Annotated in this window: 17 protein-coding genes; 3 read left to right on the top strand and 14 right to left on the bottom strand. The window is 70.4% G+C overall.

The genetic code is table 11. The features are described 5' to 3' along the window. Positions 1-4: 4 nt before the first annotated feature. The 6 genes from H0I76_RS13445 to H0I76_RS13420 form a co-directional block, all read right to left on the bottom strand. Positions 5-316 carry a lipid-A-disaccharide synthase N-terminal domain-containing protein gene (locus H0I76_RS13445; RefSeq protein WP_200610675.1) on the bottom strand — a complete coding sequence of 104 codons (312 nt, stop codon included), beginning with the start codon at positions 314-316 and terminating at the stop codon, positions 5-7. Then, the gene (locus H0I76_RS13440) at positions 316-1,047 is read right to left on the bottom strand and encodes a glycosyltransferase family 2 protein (protein ID WP_200610673.1); all 732 of its coding nucleotides are present in this window, start codon (positions 1,045-1,047) and stop codon (positions 316-318) included. The genes H0I76_RS13445 and H0I76_RS13440 overlap by 1 nt, the downstream gene beginning before the upstream one ends. A gap of 73 nt (positions 1,048-1,120) precedes the next feature. Continuing rightward, on the bottom strand, positions 1,121-2,884 hold the full coding sequence (locus H0I76_RS13435) for an ArnT family glycosyltransferase (RefSeq protein ID WP_200610671.1): 1,764 nt from the start codon (positions 2,882-2,884) through the stop codon (positions 1,121-1,123). Then, positions 2,881-3,291: a preprotein translocase subunit SecG gene (gene secG, locus H0I76_RS13430; RefSeq protein WP_200610669.1), complete on the bottom strand. Its 411-nt coding sequence runs from the start codon at positions 3,289-3,291 to the stop codon at positions 2,881-2,883. The genes H0I76_RS13435 and secG overlap by 4 nt, the downstream gene beginning before the upstream one ends. A gap of 136 nt (positions 3,292-3,427) precedes the next feature. Further along, complete coding sequence (locus tag H0I76_RS13425) at positions 3,428-4,198, bottom strand: SDR family NAD(P)-dependent oxidoreductase (RefSeq protein WP_200610666.1); 771 nt, start codon at positions 4,196-4,198, stop codon at positions 3,428-3,430. Between the two features lie 64 nt (positions 4,199-4,262). After that, positions 4,263-4,853 carry a GNAT family N-acetyltransferase gene (locus H0I76_RS13420; RefSeq protein ID WP_200610663.1) on the bottom strand — a complete coding sequence of 197 codons (591 nt, stop codon included), beginning with the start codon at positions 4,851-4,853 and terminating at the stop codon, positions 4,263-4,265. 132 nt (positions 4,854-4,985) lie between these two features. Here H0I76_RS13420 and H0I76_RS13415 point away from each other — a divergent pair, with 132 nt between their 5' ends. Next, a complete protein-coding gene (locus tag H0I76_RS13415) occupies positions 4,986-5,159 on the top strand; it encodes a hypothetical protein (RefSeq protein WP_200610660.1) in 174 nt (57 codons plus the stop codon). A 220-nt stretch (positions 5,160-5,379) separates the two neighbouring features. Here H0I76_RS13415 and H0I76_RS13410 read toward each other — a convergent pair whose 3' ends face one another. From H0I76_RS13410 to H0I76_RS13385, 6 genes are all read right to left on the bottom strand, one after another. Next, entirely contained in the window at positions 5,380-6,036 is a 657-nt protein-coding gene (locus tag H0I76_RS13410) for a trimeric intracellular cation channel family protein (RefSeq protein WP_200610658.1), read from the bottom strand. A gap of 26 nt (positions 6,037-6,062) precedes the next feature. Continuing rightward, entirely contained in the window at positions 6,063-7,085 is a 1,023-nt protein-coding gene (gene ilvC, locus H0I76_RS13405; RefSeq protein ID WP_200610655.1) for a ketol-acid reductoisomerase, read from the bottom strand. Between the two features lie 107 nt (positions 7,086-7,192). Beyond that, the gene (locus H0I76_RS13400) at positions 7,193-7,849 is read right to left on the bottom strand and encodes a hypothetical protein (RefSeq protein WP_200610651.1); all 657 of its coding nucleotides are present in this window, start codon (positions 7,847-7,849) and stop codon (positions 7,193-7,195) included. Beyond that, positions 7,846-8,418, bottom strand: a complete 573-nt coding sequence (gene ilvN, locus H0I76_RS13395) for an acetolactate synthase small subunit (protein ID WP_200610648.1) — start codon at positions 8,416-8,418, stop codon at positions 7,846-7,848. Before ilvN ends, H0I76_RS13400 begins: the two co-directional genes overlap by 4 nt. Before the next feature lie 95 nt (positions 8,419-8,513). Then, the gene (locus H0I76_RS13390; RefSeq protein ID WP_200610644.1) at positions 8,514-9,359 is read right to left on the bottom strand and encodes a sulfotransferase domain-containing protein; all 846 of its coding nucleotides are present in this window, start codon (positions 9,357-9,359) and stop codon (positions 8,514-8,516) included. A gap of 43 nt (positions 9,360-9,402) precedes the next feature. Beyond that, entirely contained in the window at positions 9,403-11,151 is a 1,749-nt protein-coding gene (locus H0I76_RS13385) for an acetolactate synthase 3 large subunit (protein WP_200610641.1), read from the bottom strand. Positions 11,152-11,490: 339 nt separating this feature from the next. On the opposite strand from H0I76_RS13385, the gene H0I76_RS13380 reads away from it, so the two are divergent. Beyond that, entirely contained in the window at positions 11,491-12,048 is a 558-nt protein-coding gene (locus tag H0I76_RS13380; protein ID WP_200610638.1) for a hypothetical protein, read from the top strand. A 58-nt stretch (positions 12,049-12,106) separates the two neighbouring features. On the opposite strand, the gene miaA is transcribed toward H0I76_RS13380, so the two are convergent. Both miaA and H0I76_RS13370 read right to left on the bottom strand, forming a co-directional pair. Further along, the gene (gene miaA, locus H0I76_RS13375) at positions 12,107-13,066 is read right to left on the bottom strand and encodes a tRNA (adenosine(37)-N6)-dimethylallyltransferase MiaA (RefSeq protein ID WP_200610636.1); all 960 of its coding nucleotides are present in this window, start codon (positions 13,064-13,066) and stop codon (positions 12,107-12,109) included. Continuing rightward, on the bottom strand, positions 13,063-14,328 hold the full coding sequence (locus tag H0I76_RS13370) for a glycosyltransferase family 87 protein (protein ID WP_200610633.1): 1,266 nt from the start codon (positions 14,326-14,328) through the stop codon (positions 13,063-13,065). Before H0I76_RS13370 ends, miaA begins: the two co-directional genes overlap by 4 nt. A 221-nt stretch (positions 14,329-14,549) precedes the next feature. Between H0I76_RS13370 and rpsB the strand changes: the two genes are divergently transcribed. Next, complete coding sequence (rpsB, locus tag H0I76_RS13365) at positions 14,550-15,335, top strand: 30S ribosomal protein S2 (RefSeq protein ID WP_200610631.1); 786 nt, start codon at positions 14,550-14,552, stop codon at positions 15,333-15,335. Positions 15,336-15,387 lie beyond the last annotated feature (52 nt).

The following is a 15,387-nucleotide window of genomic DNA, read 5'->3' as shown; positions in this document are numbered from 1 at the left end:
CCCGTCACGGCTGCGGGTCGCGCCTGCGCTCGGCCTGGATCAGCCAGAGGTTCCGCGCGTAGATCACGAAGCCCAGCGACTGGCCGAGGATGAAGACCGGATCCATGCGGTAGATGGCATAGGCCAGCAGGATCGCCGCACCCCCGATCGAGAACCACCAGAACGCCACCGGCATGACCGAGCGGCGCGCCTTCTCGGACGCGATCCACTGGACGAGGAAGCGCATCATGAAGAGGATCTGGCCGCCGAGGCCGACGAGGATCCAGATGAACTCGGCCTGGGTCTGGGCGCCGAGCGCGGACATCAGCACCTGCATCAGGGATCCTCGTGCGTCACCACCGGCAGACGGCGGCGGCGCAGCAGCCACCACACGCCGACGAGGTCCATGAAGCTGACCATCAGCCGCCCGAGATTGGTGTATTTCGAGCTGCCCGCGGCGCGGGCGCGGTGGCTCACGTCGATGAGCTCGATCTCCCAGCCCTCGCGCTTGACCAGCGCGGGCAGGTAGCGGTGCATGTGATCGAAGAAAGGCAGGCTGAGGAACACCTCGCGCCGGAAGGCCTTGAGCCCGCAGCCGGTGTCGCGCGTGTCGTCGCGCAGGACATGGGCGCGCAGGCGGTTGGCGAGGATCGAGCCGAAGCGCTTTCGCTTGCTGTCCTGGCGGGCGACGCGCTGGCCCGCGACCAGCCCCAGCCGCGCGCGGCCGTCGAGCAGGGGAGCGACCAGGCGCGGGATCTCGGCCGGCGGGTTCTGGCCGTCACCGTCGATGGTGCAGATCACCGGTGCATGGGCGGCGATGACGCCCGAGCGCACCGCGGCCGACTGGCCGCAGGGCGCGGCGTGGCGGACCTCGCGCAGCCAGGGAAACTCGCCGCGCAGTTCGGCGATGCGCCGGGCGGTGGCGTCGGTCGAGCCGTCATTGACGAAGATCGCCTCGAAGGGGCCCAGCGCCGCACAGGCGTCGGCGATCTCGCGCGCCATCTGCTCGACGTTGTCGGCCTCGTTGAGCATGGGGGCGACGACGGTGAAACGCGGCGTGTCGGTCATCCCCCCTCCCTGGCTTGCATGGCTCCCCCGGCCGGCGCGACCATAGAGGATGCGCGCGGGCGGGCCAAGCGGGCTATTGCCGCGCCGCGCAGGGCTGCCAGCGCGGGTCGTCCCGGGTGAGCAGGCGCGCGGTCTCGGGCTTGCCTCGGTTGTAGTTGAAGTAGCCGATCGCGGCGCGCTCGACGAGGGCGGGAGCCTGGTCGCCCAGAAGCTTGTCCAGCGTCGGGCGCCAACGGTCCTCGACCAGCACCATCGCGCCGGGGTCGGCGGCCAGCCGGGCCGCGATCGCGTCCGGGGGCCCGAGCATGGTCGCGGTCTCGGTGAGGAAGACGAGGCTCGGCTCGCGATACCCGAGCGACATCAGCGGGCCCGAGGCGCAGGGCGAAAAGCGCGCGGCGAGCGCCGCCATCCGCGGCGAGGGAAAGGCCGTGGTCATGGCCGGCAGGGCGAAGTGCAGCGCCGCCGGATAAAGCGCCAGTGCCGCCAGAACGCCCGCAGCCGCCTGGCCCAGCCTGAGGCCGCGCAGCGCGGCCACGGCGCCGACCAGCCCGAAGGCCGCGCCGGCAAGGCCCAGCGTGAGCGCGGGCCAGATGACGCGCCCCTCGACCGCGAGGGGCAGGACGACGACGGCGAGCGCGAGGACCAGTGCGGGCGTCGCGGTGAACGCCGCCGAGAGGCGCGCGGGCCAGCGGCCTGGCGACACCGGGCCGTCCCCGGTCAGCGCGGCCGCGACGGCGATGGCGAGCACCGGGTAGAGCGGCAGCACGTAGTGCGGCAGCTTGGTCGGCACGGCCTCGAGCACCAGCCAGAAGGGCACGACCCAGGCGAGGGCGGTAGCAGCGGCGACCTCGCGCCGGGCCGCCCAGAGCCGACGCGCGGCCAGCGGCAGGAACACCGCCCATGGCCAGAACGTCACCCAGACCAGCAGGAAATAGAGCCCCGGCGGCGCGCCGTGGGACTCTTGGCCCGACTGGACCTTGGCGATCAGGTCCTCGCCCACCGATTCGGCGAAGAAGCGTCCCTCGGACACCACCCAGATCGCAACCAGCCAGGGCGCGACCAGCGCAATCGTCAGCGCGAGCCCCAGCAGCGGCCGCAAGGGGCGGATGCGCGGCAGGCGCAGCAGCCCGAGCCAGACGCCCAGCACCGCGAGGAGGGCGATCGCCGGCACCACCGGGCCCTTGAGCAGGATCGCGCCGGCCATGGCGAGCCAGAAGGCGAGCCAGGTGAAGCGCCCGGCCTTCCCGGCAAGCGCGCGCGCCAGCGCGCCGAAGACGAGGACCGCGCTGAGCATCAGGGCCGCATCCGTCTTGGCGATGTGGCCCTCGACGGTGGCGAGCAGGGCGGTCGGCAGCGCGATGCCCGCGACGACCGCCGCGCGCGCGCCGACGAGCGGCCAGGCCGCCCAGAGCGTGGCGAGCGCCCCAAGCACGAGCGCGAGGGCCGAGGGGATGCGGTAGGCCCAGGCGGGCGCCTCGGGGCCGCCCAGCGCGCCGGCCGACAGCGCCTGGAGCCAGTATATGCCGACGGGCTTCTTCCAGCGCGGCTCGTCCTGGAAGCGGATGTCGACGAGGTCGCCGCTCTCCAGCATCTGCTTGGTGGCCTGGACGAAGCGCGCTTCGTCGCGGTCGGTGACGGGAAGGGTCTCGAGGCCGGGCAGGGCGACGGCGAGCGCCACCAGCAGAACGGTCAGCGCCGCGCGCACCGGGGTGCGCGCGGCGCGGTCGAGCAGGGCGCGGAACGCGCCGTCGAGCCAGATGGCAATGCGGGCGGGCGGCGGCGCCCGGCCCGTCTCCGCCTGCCCGGCGTTGTCACCGGACGGCGGAGCTTCGGTCACTGCGCGGCCGGCGGGGTCTGCGGCGCGGTGGCGCCGGTCGCGGCGCCTTCACCCTCGCCCGCGGCGGGCGGCGTGAGCGGCGGCAGCAGCGCGTCGCCATCCTCGGCCGGCGCTGGCAGGTCGGGCAGCGGGATCGCGCCTTCGCCTTCCTCGATGAACTGGTCGAGCACCGAGCCGGTGTCGCGGCCGCCGCCCGAGAGGATCGTGAGGGTGATCGACGTGGTGATGAAGCCAATGGCCAGGAACCAGGTGATCTTGGAAAGCGCCGTGGTCGCGCCGCGCGCGGACACCAGCCCGCCGCCGCCGCCGCCGATGCCGAGGGCGCCGCCCTCGGACCGCTGCAACAGCACCACCCCGATCAGGCACAGCGCGAGGATCAGGTGGATGACGAGAACGACATTCTCCATGGTCGGACAGTCTCCGTCGAGTTCTCAGGTGGGCGCGCCGTTGCGGGCCGCCCGCGATCGGGCGCGGTTCTAGCCGCTTGGAGCCGTGCTGTCGATTGGAAAAGCGACGTTGGCGCCGCCGGCGGGCGCACGCGCGTCAGGCCGCGCTGATCCCGCCATTGACCGAGATCGCCTGTCCGGTGATGCGCGCGGCCCCCGGGCCCGCGAGGAACAGGGCAAGCGACGCGAGGTCCTCGGGCGTCGTCGGGCCAAGATGGGCCAGTTGGCGAGCCTTGGCGAAGAGCTTCGCGGGGAAGGTGCCCTCGGCCATCAGCCGCTCGGTCAGCGGCGTGCCCTCGACCAGCGAGGGGGTGATGACATTGGCGCGGATGCCATTGCGCTTGCCCTCGATCGCGAGGCCGCGGGTGAACTGGATCACCGCGGCCATGTTGGCGCCGATCACGCTCTCGCCTGGGGTGGCGATCTTGCCGGCGTCCGAGGCCACGTTGATTATGCATCCCGCGCCCTGCGCCATCATCGCCGGCAGCACCGCGCGGCAGCTCAGCAGGACCGGGGCGAGATCCTTGATCAGGCTGGTGCGGATGTCCTCGAGGCTCTGGCGGAACAGGAGCTCGGGCAGGCGGGTGGTGCCGGGCGAGACCATGAGCGTGTCGATCCGGCCATGGGCGGCGAGGGTGTCGGCCACCATCCGCTCGAGCGACGCGGGCTCGGCGGCGTCGCAGGCGCGGAAGGTTGCGCCGGCGCCAAGCTCGGCGCGGGCCGCAGCGCCCCGCTCGGCCGAGCGGCCGACGATGGTGACCCGGGCGCCCGCGGCGTCGAAGGTGCGCGCGGCCGCGAGGCCGATGCCCGAACTGCCGCCGATGATCAGGACCGACTGTCCCGCGATGCCGTCGATGCCTGGTGCCATGCCCGTGCCCTCTCCTCGTCCGGCCCTGCCGATGGGCGCAGGTGAGCAGGCGGAAGGGGGCGCGTCAATCGCGGCTGCGCAGATCCGCGGTGCTGCGATCCTTGTCGAGCCCGAGCGCCACGCGCACGCTGCGCACCGCCCTGCCGAAGAGGTCCGTGGGCGGCATGTGCTCGAGGTCGAAGATCAGCCAGGTCAGCAGCGAGTGCCGGACACCCGGCATGATCAGCGACTCGCCGCGCTTGTAGGCGGTGAAGCCGTCATGGCGCACGGCGAGGTCGATCATCGGCCGGTCGCCGCGCGCGATCAGCACCGCCGCGCGCAGGGCGCCGCGGCTGCGGGCGCGGGCGCAGGCGCGTTCGAACAGCTGGGTGCCGATGCCATGGCGGCGTCGGGCGGGATCGACGCTGAGCGCGATTTCGGATTCGGGGCCGTCATAGGCGATCTCGGCCATGCCAACGAGCCGGCCCTTCTCGAAGCAGCCGACCAGGTCGTGGCCGAGCGCGCGCTCGGCCCAGGCGTCGAAATGCTCGGGCTCCATGAACTGGTGGAAGTGATGGAAGAGGTCCTCGGTGTCGAAGGCCTCGAGATGCGCGCGCGCGGCCGGAATGTCCCCCGGCGCGAGCAGACGGTAGCTGCGGTCGCCGATGCCCAGCATGCGGTATCCTCCCCTCGCCATCCCGCGCCCGAAGGCGCGACGTAACAGTATAGCACGCGCGGGCTTGCGCGTGTCGACCGGCGTCAACCCTTTGGACTGGCGGCGGGATACGGGCTGCGCTATCAGGCGACCATGTATGGTGGGGACCCGTTCTTTTCGCTGGGGCTGGAACAGGCCGCAGGGCTGCTGGTGCTGCTGGCGCTGCTGGTGGCCGGCACGTTGCTGGCGGTGCGGCGCGTTGCCCGCGGCCGCGGGATCGCGGGGCGCATCGCGATTGCCTGCCTCGGCTTCTGGCTGTTCGCCTAGGTCGCGCCGGCGGCCACCACGCTCTATTTCGAGGCACTGGCCGGCGGCCCTCCGTGGACGCTCGAGATCGACCTGCCACCTGGTCCCGCGCGAATGCTTGCGCTCGTGAGCTTCCGCGGCCCCGCGACGCTGGCGGCGCACGGGCTGGGGGCGCTGTTCTGGGGAATGCTGGTGATGGCGCTGCGGCTGGGGCGCTTCGTGCGGTTCTGAGGGGCCGCGTTCAGGCGTCGGGATGCGTGCGGGTCACGAGGATCCGGGGCATCACCAGCTTCCACCGGATTGCGGCCGCGCGGATCGCGAAGATGAGGCAGGCCGCAAACACCGCCGCCTCGGTGCCATGCGCGGGCCACAGCGACAGCGCCGCGACATAGAGCGTGCAGCCGGTCAGGACCGGCACGGCGTAGAGCTCGCGCGTCATCAGCAGCGAGGGCCGGCCAGCGAGCATGTCGCGCAGGATGCCGCCGCCGACGGCAGTCACGACGCCGAGGACGATGGGAGCGAGCGGGCGGCCGATGTCGAGCGCCCAGACCTTGGTGACCGCCTGGATGCCGAATACCGCCGCGCCGAGGCCGTCGAGATAGAGCAGGGCAAGAAACAGCGAGCGGCGCTGGAACAGCGGCTGGGCGGCGAAGGCGAGCAGGCTCGCCCCAATCGCGACCCAGACCAGGGTCTGATCAACGGTCCAGAACACGGGTGCGCCGATGATGAGGTCGCGCAGCGTGCCGCCGCCGACGGCGGTAATGACCCCCAGAACGACGACGCCGAAGAGGTCGACCCCCCTCGGCGCGACGGCGATCACCGCGGTGACCGCAAAGGCGACGGTGCCGGCGACGCCCAGCCAGAGGCGCAGGCCATCGATGGCTGCGACCCCTTCCATGCGTGGACGTCCCCGACCCTGGCCGCTCAGTTCTTCGACTTGTCGACCATCTTGTTGGCCGCGATCCACGGCATCATGCCGCGCAGCTTCTCGCCGATCTGCTCGATCTGGTGGGCGTCGTTGTTGCGGCGGATGGCCTTGAACGACGGCTGGCCGGCCTTGCATTCGAGCATCCAGTCGCGGACGAAGCGACCCTGCTGGATGTCGTCGAGCACGGCCTTCATGCGGGCCTTGGTCTCGTCGTAGGGCAGGATGCGCGGACCCGAGACGTACTCGCCGTACTCGGCGGTGTTCGAGATCGAGTAGTTCATGTTCGCGATGCCGCCCTCGTAGATCAGGTCGACGATCAGCTTCACCTCGTGGAGGCACTCGAAATAGGCCATCTCGGGGGCGTAGCCGGCCTCGACCAGGGTCTCGAAGCCCATGCGGATGAGCTCGACCAGGCCGCCGCAGAGCACCGCCTGCTCGCCGAAGAGGTCGGTCTCGCACTCTTCCTTGAAGTTGGTCTCGATGATGCCCGAGCGCCCGCCACCGATGGCCGAGCAGTAGGACAGGCCGATCTCGAGCGCGCGGCCCGAGGCGTCGTTGTCGACCGCGACGAGGCAGGGCACGCCGCCGCCCTTGACGAACTCGCCGCGCACGGTGTGGCCGGGGCCCTTGGGCGCCATCATCAGCACGTCGACGCCGGCCTTCGGCTCGATCAGCTTGAAGTGGATGTTGAGGCCATGGGCGAAGGCGATCGCCGCGCCCTCGCGCAGGTTGTCGTGGATGTGCGCGTAGTAGGTCTCGGCCTGCAGCTCGTCAGGCATGCACATCATGATGAGGTCGGCCCAGGCCGCCGCATCGGCGATCGACTTCACCGTCAGGCCCTCGGCCTCGGCCTTCTTGGCCGACGCCGAGCCGGGGCGCAGCGCCACCGCGAGGTTCTTGGCCCCCGAGTCGCGAAGGTTCAGCGCATGCGCGTGGCCCTGGCTGCCATAGCCGACGATGGCCACCTTCTTGTCCTTGATCAGATTGATGTCGCAGTCGCGATCGTAATAGACGCGCATGTCCCTCTCGTCCTTTCCTCATGGTCGCGGCAGGCCCGGTCGTTCGGGTCGCCGCATGGCGGGGCCGCCGCCGGCATTTCGTCCCGGCGGCTGGTTAGTTGATGGGTCTAGCCTTGTCCAGCCGCCTCGACGCGCGCGCGCTGGGCGGCGACCAGGGCCTCCCAGAGTTTGCGGGTGCAGACGTTCTGCGGCAGCGTTTCTTCCTGGGTGGCGGCGAGGCCGCGGCTCAGCATCGCCTCGGTGACGCTTGCCGCGAGATAGCGGGGCAGTTCGGTCGGCGTGACGCCGCGGCGCGCCTGGGCGATGCCGAAGACCGGGGTGCTGTCGGGGGCGAAGTTGTAGCTTCGCATCTCCTGCGGGTTGCACTCGCCGTTCTCGGGGCTCAGGCGCAGCGCGGGCTCGCCCGTGGCGGTACCGTCCGCGTTGCGGTCGATCGCGAAGACCACGGAGATGGTGCTGCCGGGGCTTCCCTCGAAGGCGAGGTAGATGTCGCGCACGTCGTCGGAATCGACCGGACGCTGCAGCCCGCCCGGGTTCGCCTGCGCGCCGGACTGCGGCGTCGGCAGCGAGGAGCCGGGCCGGGGCACGGCGCTGCCGGCACCCCCGGTTGCTGTCCCCCCGGCCGTGTCCTCTGTCGCGGCGCCGGTTGCGCCCGCGGCCCCTGCGGTGGCTTCGTTGGCGCCGCCGCCCGCCCGGTCGCCATCCGAGGCGCAGCCGGCGAGCACGCCGAGACCTAGCACGAGAAGGGCGGCGGTCGGTTTCATTCCATCGGTTCCTTGCCGCGCATGACGGCCGCGACGCCGGTGCGCGCGACCTCGAGCAAACCCAGCGGGCGCATCAGCTCGATGAAGGCATCGATCTGGTCCGAGGTCTGGGCGATCTCGAAGACGAAGCTCTCGAGGGTCACGTCGACGCAGCGGGCCTGCATCAGGTCCGCCATACGCAGCGCCTCGACCCGCTTCTCGCCGGTCGAGGCGACCTTCACGAGGGCGAGCTCGCGCTCGATATGCGCGCCCAGGACGGTGAGGTCGGTGACGCCGTGAACCGGCACCATGCGCTCAAGCTGGGCGTGGATCTGGTCGATCACCTGCGGCGTGCCAGTGGTCACGATGGTGATGCGCGAGAGGTGCGAGGCGTGGTCGGTCTCGGCCACGGTCAGGCTCTCGATGTTGTAGCCGCGGCCCGAGAACAGGCCGATGACGCGGGCGAGGACGCCCGGCTCGTTGTCGACCAGCACGCTGAGGGTGTGGCGCTCGTGGCTCTCGGGCAGGGTCGAGCGGAGGTTGTAGGCGCTCTGCGCGCTCGATCCGGGTTTCAGGGTCATCGGGCTCATGTGCCGTTCGCTCCGTCGCTTGCCACCCGAGGGTGGCGGGATATCCGCATCCGCGTCCGCCACGACAGGACGCCGCGCGGCCGTGTGCCCCCCCGTCAGGCCGGGGGTGCGATATGTTCGCGCGCCGCCCGCGCCAGCGCGCGGCGCCACTCCATGTAACCGCTCGCGCCGGGGTCGAGGGGCGAGACGCGGGCGTCGATCGACAGGGCGGTGAGGGGCCCGAATTCGGCCGCGATCCGCATGCTGTCCTCTGCGCCAAGCTCGGTCTCATGCCGGGCGCGCACCGCTTTGTTGCGCTGGGTGAAGCGCTCGCGCTCGATCGTCTCAAGCACCCGCTCGGGCTCGGCCGGCACGCCGATCTGGAGCGCGAGGCGCCGGATCATGCGCACCGGGTCGAAGGCCACGTCGTCATAGCAGAGCGGCGCGACCATGATGTGCCGGAGCCAGGTGCACAGCGTCCTGTGCTGACGCCGCGTGGCCGCGAGCGCGTCGTCGAGGGTCGCGATCTCGGCGAAGGCGGGGCGGTCGTTCTCGCGCGCGCGGGCCCCCGCATCCATGAGCGAGAGCGCCATGTCGCGGGGGTCGCGGTAGACCGCATGCGCCTTCGCCACGCCATCGCGCAGCAGCGTCGCCGCGGCACGCGTGCAGCCGCCATGCAGCTTGACGACGACCGGGTGGCCGATCGCCTCGGCCTCGCGGCGCAGGGCCGCGACACGCTCGGGCCCCAGCCCTTCCGCGAAGTTGATCGCTGACCAGTCGGCAACCGCCCCGGCCCCGAGGCGGGGCTGCGCGAAGCCCGCCTGCTCGAGGATCGTGCGGACCATCTCGAAGGCCAGCGTCGAGCCGCACTTGGTCATGCCGTAGCTGAAATAGAGCACCGGCAGCGCCCGCTTGCGCTGTGCGGGCGCGGCAAGGCCGGATGTCAGCGTCTCGTCGGCCATCTTTCGCCACCGATCTCCATCGCACCGGGCCGCATGGCGGCCCTCAGACCAGCACCGCCCCGGACGACCCGATCGCGCCCTCGGTCGAGGCCTCGCCGAGCAGCATCTCGTTGTGCGCCTTGCCCGAGGGGATCATCGGGAAGCAGTTCTCGTGCTTCTCGACGACGCAGTCGAAGATGACCGGCCCGTCATAGGCCAGCATCTCGCGGATCGCGTCGTCGAGATCGGCCGGGTCGTCACACTTGATGCCCTTGCAGCCGAAGGCCTCGGCCAGCTTCACGAAGTCGGGCAGGGCCTCGGACCAGGAGTGCGAGTAGCGCTCGCCATGCAGCAGCTGCTGCCACTGGCGCACCATGCCCAGCCGCTCGTTGTTCAGGATGAACTGCTTGACCGGCAGGCGGTACTGCACCGCGGTGCCCATCTCCTGCATGTTCATCAGCCACGAGGCCTCGCCCGCCACGTTGATGACCAGCGATTCGGGGTGGGCGACCTGCACGCCGATCGAGGCGGGCGTGCCGTAGCCCATGGTGCCCAGCCCGCCCGAGGTCATCCAGCGGTTGGGCTCGTCGAAGCCCATGAACTGGGCCGCCCACATCTGGTGCTGGCCGACCTCGGTGGTGACGTAGCGGTCCATGCCCCGGGTCAGCGCCTCGAGCCGCTCGATGGCGTATTGCGGCTTGATGGTCGAGGTCGAGGCCTTGTAGGTCAGGCACTTGACCGCGCGCCACTCCTCGATCTGCTTCCACCAGGCCGAGACGTCGCGCTTCTTCGCGCCACGCTCGCGCCAGATCGCCAGCATCTCCTCGAGCACCTCGGCGATGTCGCCGACGATGGGCACGTCGACCCGGATGTTCTTGTTGATCGACGAGGGGTCGATGTCGACATGCACCTTGCGCGAGCCGGGGCTGAAGGCGTCGAGCTTGCCGGTGATGCGGTCGTCGAAGCGCGCACCGATGCAGAACATGGCGTCGCAGCCATGCATCGTCATGTTCGCCTCGTAGGTGCCGTGCATCCCCAGCATGCCGATCCAGGCCGGGCCCGATGCCGGGTAGGCGCCCAGCCCCATCAGCGTCGAGGTCAGCGGAAAGCCGGTCTCCGCCGCCAGTTCGCGCAGCAACGCCGAGGCACGCGGGCCCGAATTGATGACGCCGCCGCCGGTGTAGAGGACCGGCCGCTCGGCCCGCTCGAGCAACTCGACCGCCGCCTCGATCGCCGCGCGGTCGCCGCGGGTGCGGGGCGCGTAGGTGTGGGTGCGGGCCTGCTCGGGCGCGACATAGGTGCCGGTGGCGAACTGGACGTCCTTGGGGATGTCGATCAGCACCGGGCCGGGGCGGCCATGGGTGGCGACATGGAACCCGCGGTGGATCGTGTCCGCCAGCTGGTCGGTGTCCCGCACCAGCCAGTTATGCTTGGTGCACGGACGCGTGATGCCGACGGTATCGGCCTCCTGAAAGGCGTCGTTGCCGATCATGAAGGTCGGGACCTGGCCGGTCAGCACGACCAGCGGGATCGAATCCATCAGGGCATCGGTCATCCCGGTGACGGCGTTCGTCGCGCCCGGGCCCGAGGTGACCAGCACGACGCCCGGCTTGCCGGTCGAGCGCGCATAGCCCTCGGCCGCGTGGGCCGCGCCCTGTTCGTGGCGGACCAGGATGTGGCGGATCTCGTTCTGCTTGAAGATCTCGTCATAGATCGGAAGCACCGCGCCGCCGGGATAGCCGAACACCACCTCGACGCCCTGATCCTTGAGCGCCTGAACGACGATTTCCGCACCGGTCATCTCGGTCGACATCGATCTTCTCCTTGCCCTGTCCGGCGATTCTCCTGTGGCGTCCGGACATAAAAAAAGCCCCGTGAGGGGCCCGATGCGCGCAGTCTCCGGTCTGGGCTCAGCCCATCCGTCCCCTACGCGCCAACACTACAAGAATCCGCCCCATGGGCCTTTCTCCTCTGTGTGCGGCGATGAATGACCCGATTTGCTGTCCGCGTCAAGCGCGCCCGGCGCAAAAATGATGCGATCGGGCGCGCCGGGGCGGAACAAAACGTCGCGTCGGGGCGTTCGGCTGAATGATCACACCGGGGCGGACGGTCGCGAGCCGCATGGGTGCCGCGTCCTGCGAGGAGATTGAAGATGTCGGGTTTCACGTTCGAGATTAAGGCCGCCTCGGTCGCGGCTGCGGTTGCGCTTGGCCTTGCATTTGCTGCCACACCCGTCGGGGGCGTCATCGATGGCGCCGGCGTCGCCTTCGCCAAGGGTGAAGGCGGTGGTAATGGCGGCGGCGGCGGAAATGGCGGCGGCAACGGTGGTGGGAACGGCAATGGCGGCGGCCGCGGCGGCGGCGGCGACACGGCGGGCGCCGAGAGCGATGCCGGCCATGGCCACGGTCGAGGGCACGGGCGCGGGCATGACGCCGATCACGGGCGCGGCCATGGCTTCGGGCACGATCCGGACCACACCGCAGGCGCGCACGGGGCGACGGCATCGGCGCTGGGCTCGCTCAATGCCGCGCATGCGAGCGAGCGCGCGCTTGAGAACGCAGCGCCCAACTCGACGGTGGGGCACCTTGGCACGTACAGCCTGAGCCGCGACATCGCGGAGCTGGAGGCGGCCGCGAACAAGTCGATCAACGAAACCGTGCAGGGCGTTGTCGACGGGATGCTGGGGCTCTTCGGCGACGACGAGGAATGATGCAGCCGGCCCCGTCACGGCGGGGCCCCGGCGGTGATGATCTATCTTGGCCCGCGCCTCAGTTCGAGGCGCGGGCCAGTTTGTCCGCGGCCGCGATGCGATCGAGCACTGGCGGCAGATCGGGCGCCGCGATCAGTGGCCAGTCCGCCATCTGGCCCCGGATCCACGTGACCTGGCGCTTGGCATAGCGCCGCGTCGCTGTCTTGGCGGCGGCAATCGCCGCGTCGAGCGTGGCCTCGCCCCTCAGATGAGCCATCAGCTCGGGCGCGCCGACGGCCTTCATCCCGGGCGCGTCGGGCGCGAGATCCAGCGCCATCACCGCGCGCACCTCGTCGAGCAGTCCTTTGCCCAGCATGGCGTCGAGCCGCGCGTCGCAGCGCGCCGCCAGCGTGGCGCGCGCCGGCACCAGGGCAAACGGGATCGTGGCGGCGATCGGCAGGAGCGGCGGCGGCGTCTCGTCCTGCCAGTGCGCGAGGGGCTTGCCCGTGGCCTCGATCACCTCCCAGGCACGCAGCACGCGGGCGGGGTTGGAGAGGTCGATCCGGGCGGCGGTCTGCGGGTCGCGCCGGGAGAACGCCTCGGCAAAGGTGGCAAGCCCGAGGCGGTCGAGCGCGGCCTCCCCGGCGGCGCGAATGTCTGGCGCGATCGGCGGGATGCCTGCAAGTCCCATCGTGAGCGCCCGGAAGTAGAGCCCCGTGCCACCGACGATGATCGGCCGCAGGCCTTCAGCACGCGTCTCGGCCAGCGCCGGGGCGAGGTCGCGCAGCCACTGGCCGGTCGAATAGGCGGTGCCGAGGGGCACGTGGCCATAGAGCCGATGGGGCGCGCGGGCCTCGTCCGCCGCCGACGGCCGTGCCGTGAGGATGCGCCAGCCCCCATAGACCTGCTGGCTGTCGGCATTGATGACGACGCCGCCAAGGGCGTCGGCCAGCGCGAGCGCAAGGGCGGACTTCCCCGAGGCCGTGGGGCCGGCGATGAGGATGGGGGCCGGGTTGCTGCGTTCGCGCGTCTCGCTCACCCTGCCGCCTCCGCACGCGGCGGGAACTCGTCATCGGTCCCGCGTTGCGGAGTCGAAGTGCCGGTGAGCAACCAGATCAGCGCAGCCGCCGCGATCGGGGTGAGCAGCACCGTGATCGGAAAGCCGGGGACGAAGACGAAGCAGGTGGCTACCCCCCCCGCCACGATCAGCCCGCGTGCGGCACGATCGAAGCGGCCCTGCTGGTGCAGCGCTCGCGCCCAGAAGAGGCCCGCGACTGCCAGAAAGAGAGCATCGTAGAACTGTGCGTATGGTGCCGCGAAATAGCCTGCGAGGCAGAGCACCGCCGCGCGTGCATCGAAGCAGATCGCGTCACCGCGCCTCCAGATCACGGCAACGAGGATCGCCATAACGAGGATCGTCGCGGGCTGTGCGATCAGGGCAATGTCGTGCGGCACGCCGAAAGTACGGAGGAAGGGATACACGCCCAGCAGATGGTGCACCCGGGCGCCGCCGTGCTCGATCAAGCTGCGGTGGAATGAAACTGCTTCGAGAAAGCCGCGCCAGCCTTCGAGCCCGGTCATGGCCGTGCCGACGGCGAGAAGCAGGGCGGTTGCTGCGGCGCCCCAGGCGAGGGTGCGCCAGTAGCCGCCGGCAATCAACGCGATCGGGACGAGCAGGCCGAAATGAGGCTTCATCGTCAACACGGCGAGAATCACGCCCGCCGTCACCTCGCGGCGCTCGCGCAGCGCTTCGAGGGCGAGGACGAAGCCCGCCATCCAGAGCAGGGACGGTTGACCGGTTACGAGGCAGTAGACAAGCGGTGGCGCCGCCAACAACCAGAGCCGCGATGCCGGAAGACGTGCGGTCGGGCGCGCGATGGCCCATGACCATGCAAGCAGCGACACGGCGGAAAAGATCAGGAACGACAAGCTGAAGCGCAACATGCCCAGAGGTGTCGCGAGGATGAAAGCGTGCGGAGGGTACATCCACAACAGTAGGGCGTCCGGCGGTGTCCCTTCCGGAAGGTCTTGCGCCACACGCAGCACGTCCGTGTCATAGGCCAGCGCGGGCGTTCCCGCGAGCGAGAGCTTTGCCGCGGCCCAGATGGCGACGTGATCGACGAGATAACCCCCGGTCGTACTAGCGCGCTCGGCGCTGCCGACGATATCCACCCACTCGGCCAGAACGAAGGTCGCGGCGAAAACCACCGCGAGCGATGGCAGTGCCTGCTTCAGGCGTTCGAGCGACGTTGAGCGTTTGGTCGCGATCGCAGTCACTTCCGGATCGGTATCTTCGGCCACGCCCAGCCCTCGCCATCATGCCATTTGGTTGGTGTATCGCCACCACGGATTGGCGGCAACTGCGCGCCCCCGGTTGCGCAATCGCCAAAACCCCGCTATAGCCGCGCGCAAGTAATCCGCAGGCAGGGTCCGGGCCGACGGGGGAGACATCCCCGAAGGTCCACCGGTTGGGCGAATGCTCTCACCCCTGCCGAGGCGAAACCGGAAAGGAAAACCGCGAGATGGCTCTGCCTGAATTCACTTTGCGTCAGCTCCTCGAGGCTGGCGTTCACTTCGGTCACCAGACGCACCGCTGGAACCCCCGCATGGCGCCCTACATCTATGGCGACCGCAACGGGATCCACATCCTCGACCTCACCCAGACCGTGCCGCTGCTCGATGCCGCGCTCAACGCGATGCGCGAATGCGTGGCCAAGGGCGGGCGCATCCTGTTCGTCGGCACCAAGCGCCAGGCGCAGGAGCCGCTGGCCGACGCCGCGCGGCGCTCGGCGCAGTACTTCATGAACCACCGCTGGCTGGGCGGCACGCTGACCAACTGGAAGACGGTGTCGAACTCGATCAACCGACTGCGCGCCCTTGACGATCAGCTCGACGGTGGCGCTCAGGGCTTCACCAAGAAGGAGCGCCTGAACCTCGAGCGCGAGCGCGCGAAGCTGACCGCCTCGCTGGGCGGCATCCGCGAGCTGGGCGGCCTGCCCGACATGCTGTTCGTGATCGACACGAACAAGGAGCAGCTGGCGATCGCCGAGGCGAAGAAGCTTGGCATCCCGGTGGTGGCGATCCTCGACTCGAACTGCGATCCCGAGGGCGTGACCTACCCGATCCCGGGCAATGACGACGCGAGCCGCGCGATCTCGCTCTACTGCGACCTCGCCGCGCGCGCCGTGATCGACGGCATGGCCAGCCAGCTCGACGCCGCGGGCTTCGACCTGGGCGAGCTCGAGGATCTGCCGGTCGAGGAACTCGACGCGGCGGCCAGCGCCGAGGAAGGCGTCAAGGCCGAGTGACGCTTGCATGGCGCGGGGGTGCCGAGGCGGCCCCCCGCGCCGTCGCAAACCC

This window comes from Thermohalobaculum xanthum, assembly GCF_016623495.1.
GTDB lineage: Bacteria > Pseudomonadota > Alphaproteobacteria > Rhodobacterales > Rhodobacteraceae > Thermohalobaculum > Thermohalobaculum xanthum.
This window is presented reverse-complemented; position numbering and strand designations above follow the sequence as displayed.

Bases quoted from the DNA above. Each gene is read 5' to 3' on its own strand.
- H0I76_RS13445 (WP_200610675.1), bottom strand. From the start codon at position 316: ATGCAGGTGCTGATGTCCGCGCTCGGCGCCCAGACCCAGGCCGAGTTC.
- H0I76_RS13440 (WP_200610673.1), bottom strand. From the start codon at position 1,047: ATGACCGACACGCCGCGTTTCACCGTCGTCGCCCCCATGCTCAACGAG.
- secG (WP_200610669.1), bottom strand. From the start codon at position 3,291: ATGGAGAATGTCGTTCTCGTCATCCACCTGATCCTCGCGCTGTGCCTG.
- H0I76_RS13425 (WP_200610666.1), bottom strand. From the start codon at position 4,198: ATGGCACCAGGCATCGACGGCATCGCGGGACAGTCGGTCCTGATCATC.
- H0I76_RS13420 (WP_200610663.1), bottom strand. From the start codon at position 4,853: ATGCTGGGCATCGGCGACCGCAGCTACCGTCTGCTCGCGCCGGGGGAC.
- H0I76_RS13415 (WP_200610660.1), top strand. From the start codon at position 4,986: ATGTATGGTGGGGACCCGTTCTTTTCGCTGGGGCTGGAACAGGCCGCA.
- H0I76_RS13410 (WP_200610658.1), bottom strand. From the start codon at position 6,036: ATGGAAGGGGTCGCAGCCATCGATGGCCTGCGCCTCTGGCTGGGCGTC.
- ilvC (WP_200610655.1), bottom strand. From the start codon at position 7,085: ATGCGCGTCTATTACGATCGCGACTGCGACATCAATCTGATCAAGGAC.
- H0I76_RS13400 (WP_200610651.1), bottom strand. From the start codon at position 7,849: ATGAAACCGACCGCCGCCCTTCTCGTGCTAGGTCTCGGCGTGCTCGCC.
- ilvN (WP_200610648.1), bottom strand. From the start codon at position 8,418: ATGAGCCCGATGACCCTGAAACCCGGATCGAGCGCGCAGAGCGCCTAC.
- H0I76_RS13390 (WP_200610644.1), bottom strand. From the start codon at position 9,359: ATGGCCGACGAGACGCTGACATCCGGCCTTGCCGCGCCCGCACAGCGC.
- H0I76_RS13385 (WP_200610641.1), bottom strand. From the start codon at position 11,151: ATGTCGACCGAGATGACCGGTGCGGAAATCGTCGTTCAGGCGCTCAAG.
- H0I76_RS13380 (WP_200610638.1), top strand. From the start codon at position 11,491: ATGTCGGGTTTCACGTTCGAGATTAAGGCCGCCTCGGTCGCGGCTGCG.
- rpsB (WP_200610631.1), top strand. From the start codon at position 14,550: ATGGCTCTGCCTGAATTCACTTTGCGTCAGCTCCTCGAGGCTGGCGTT.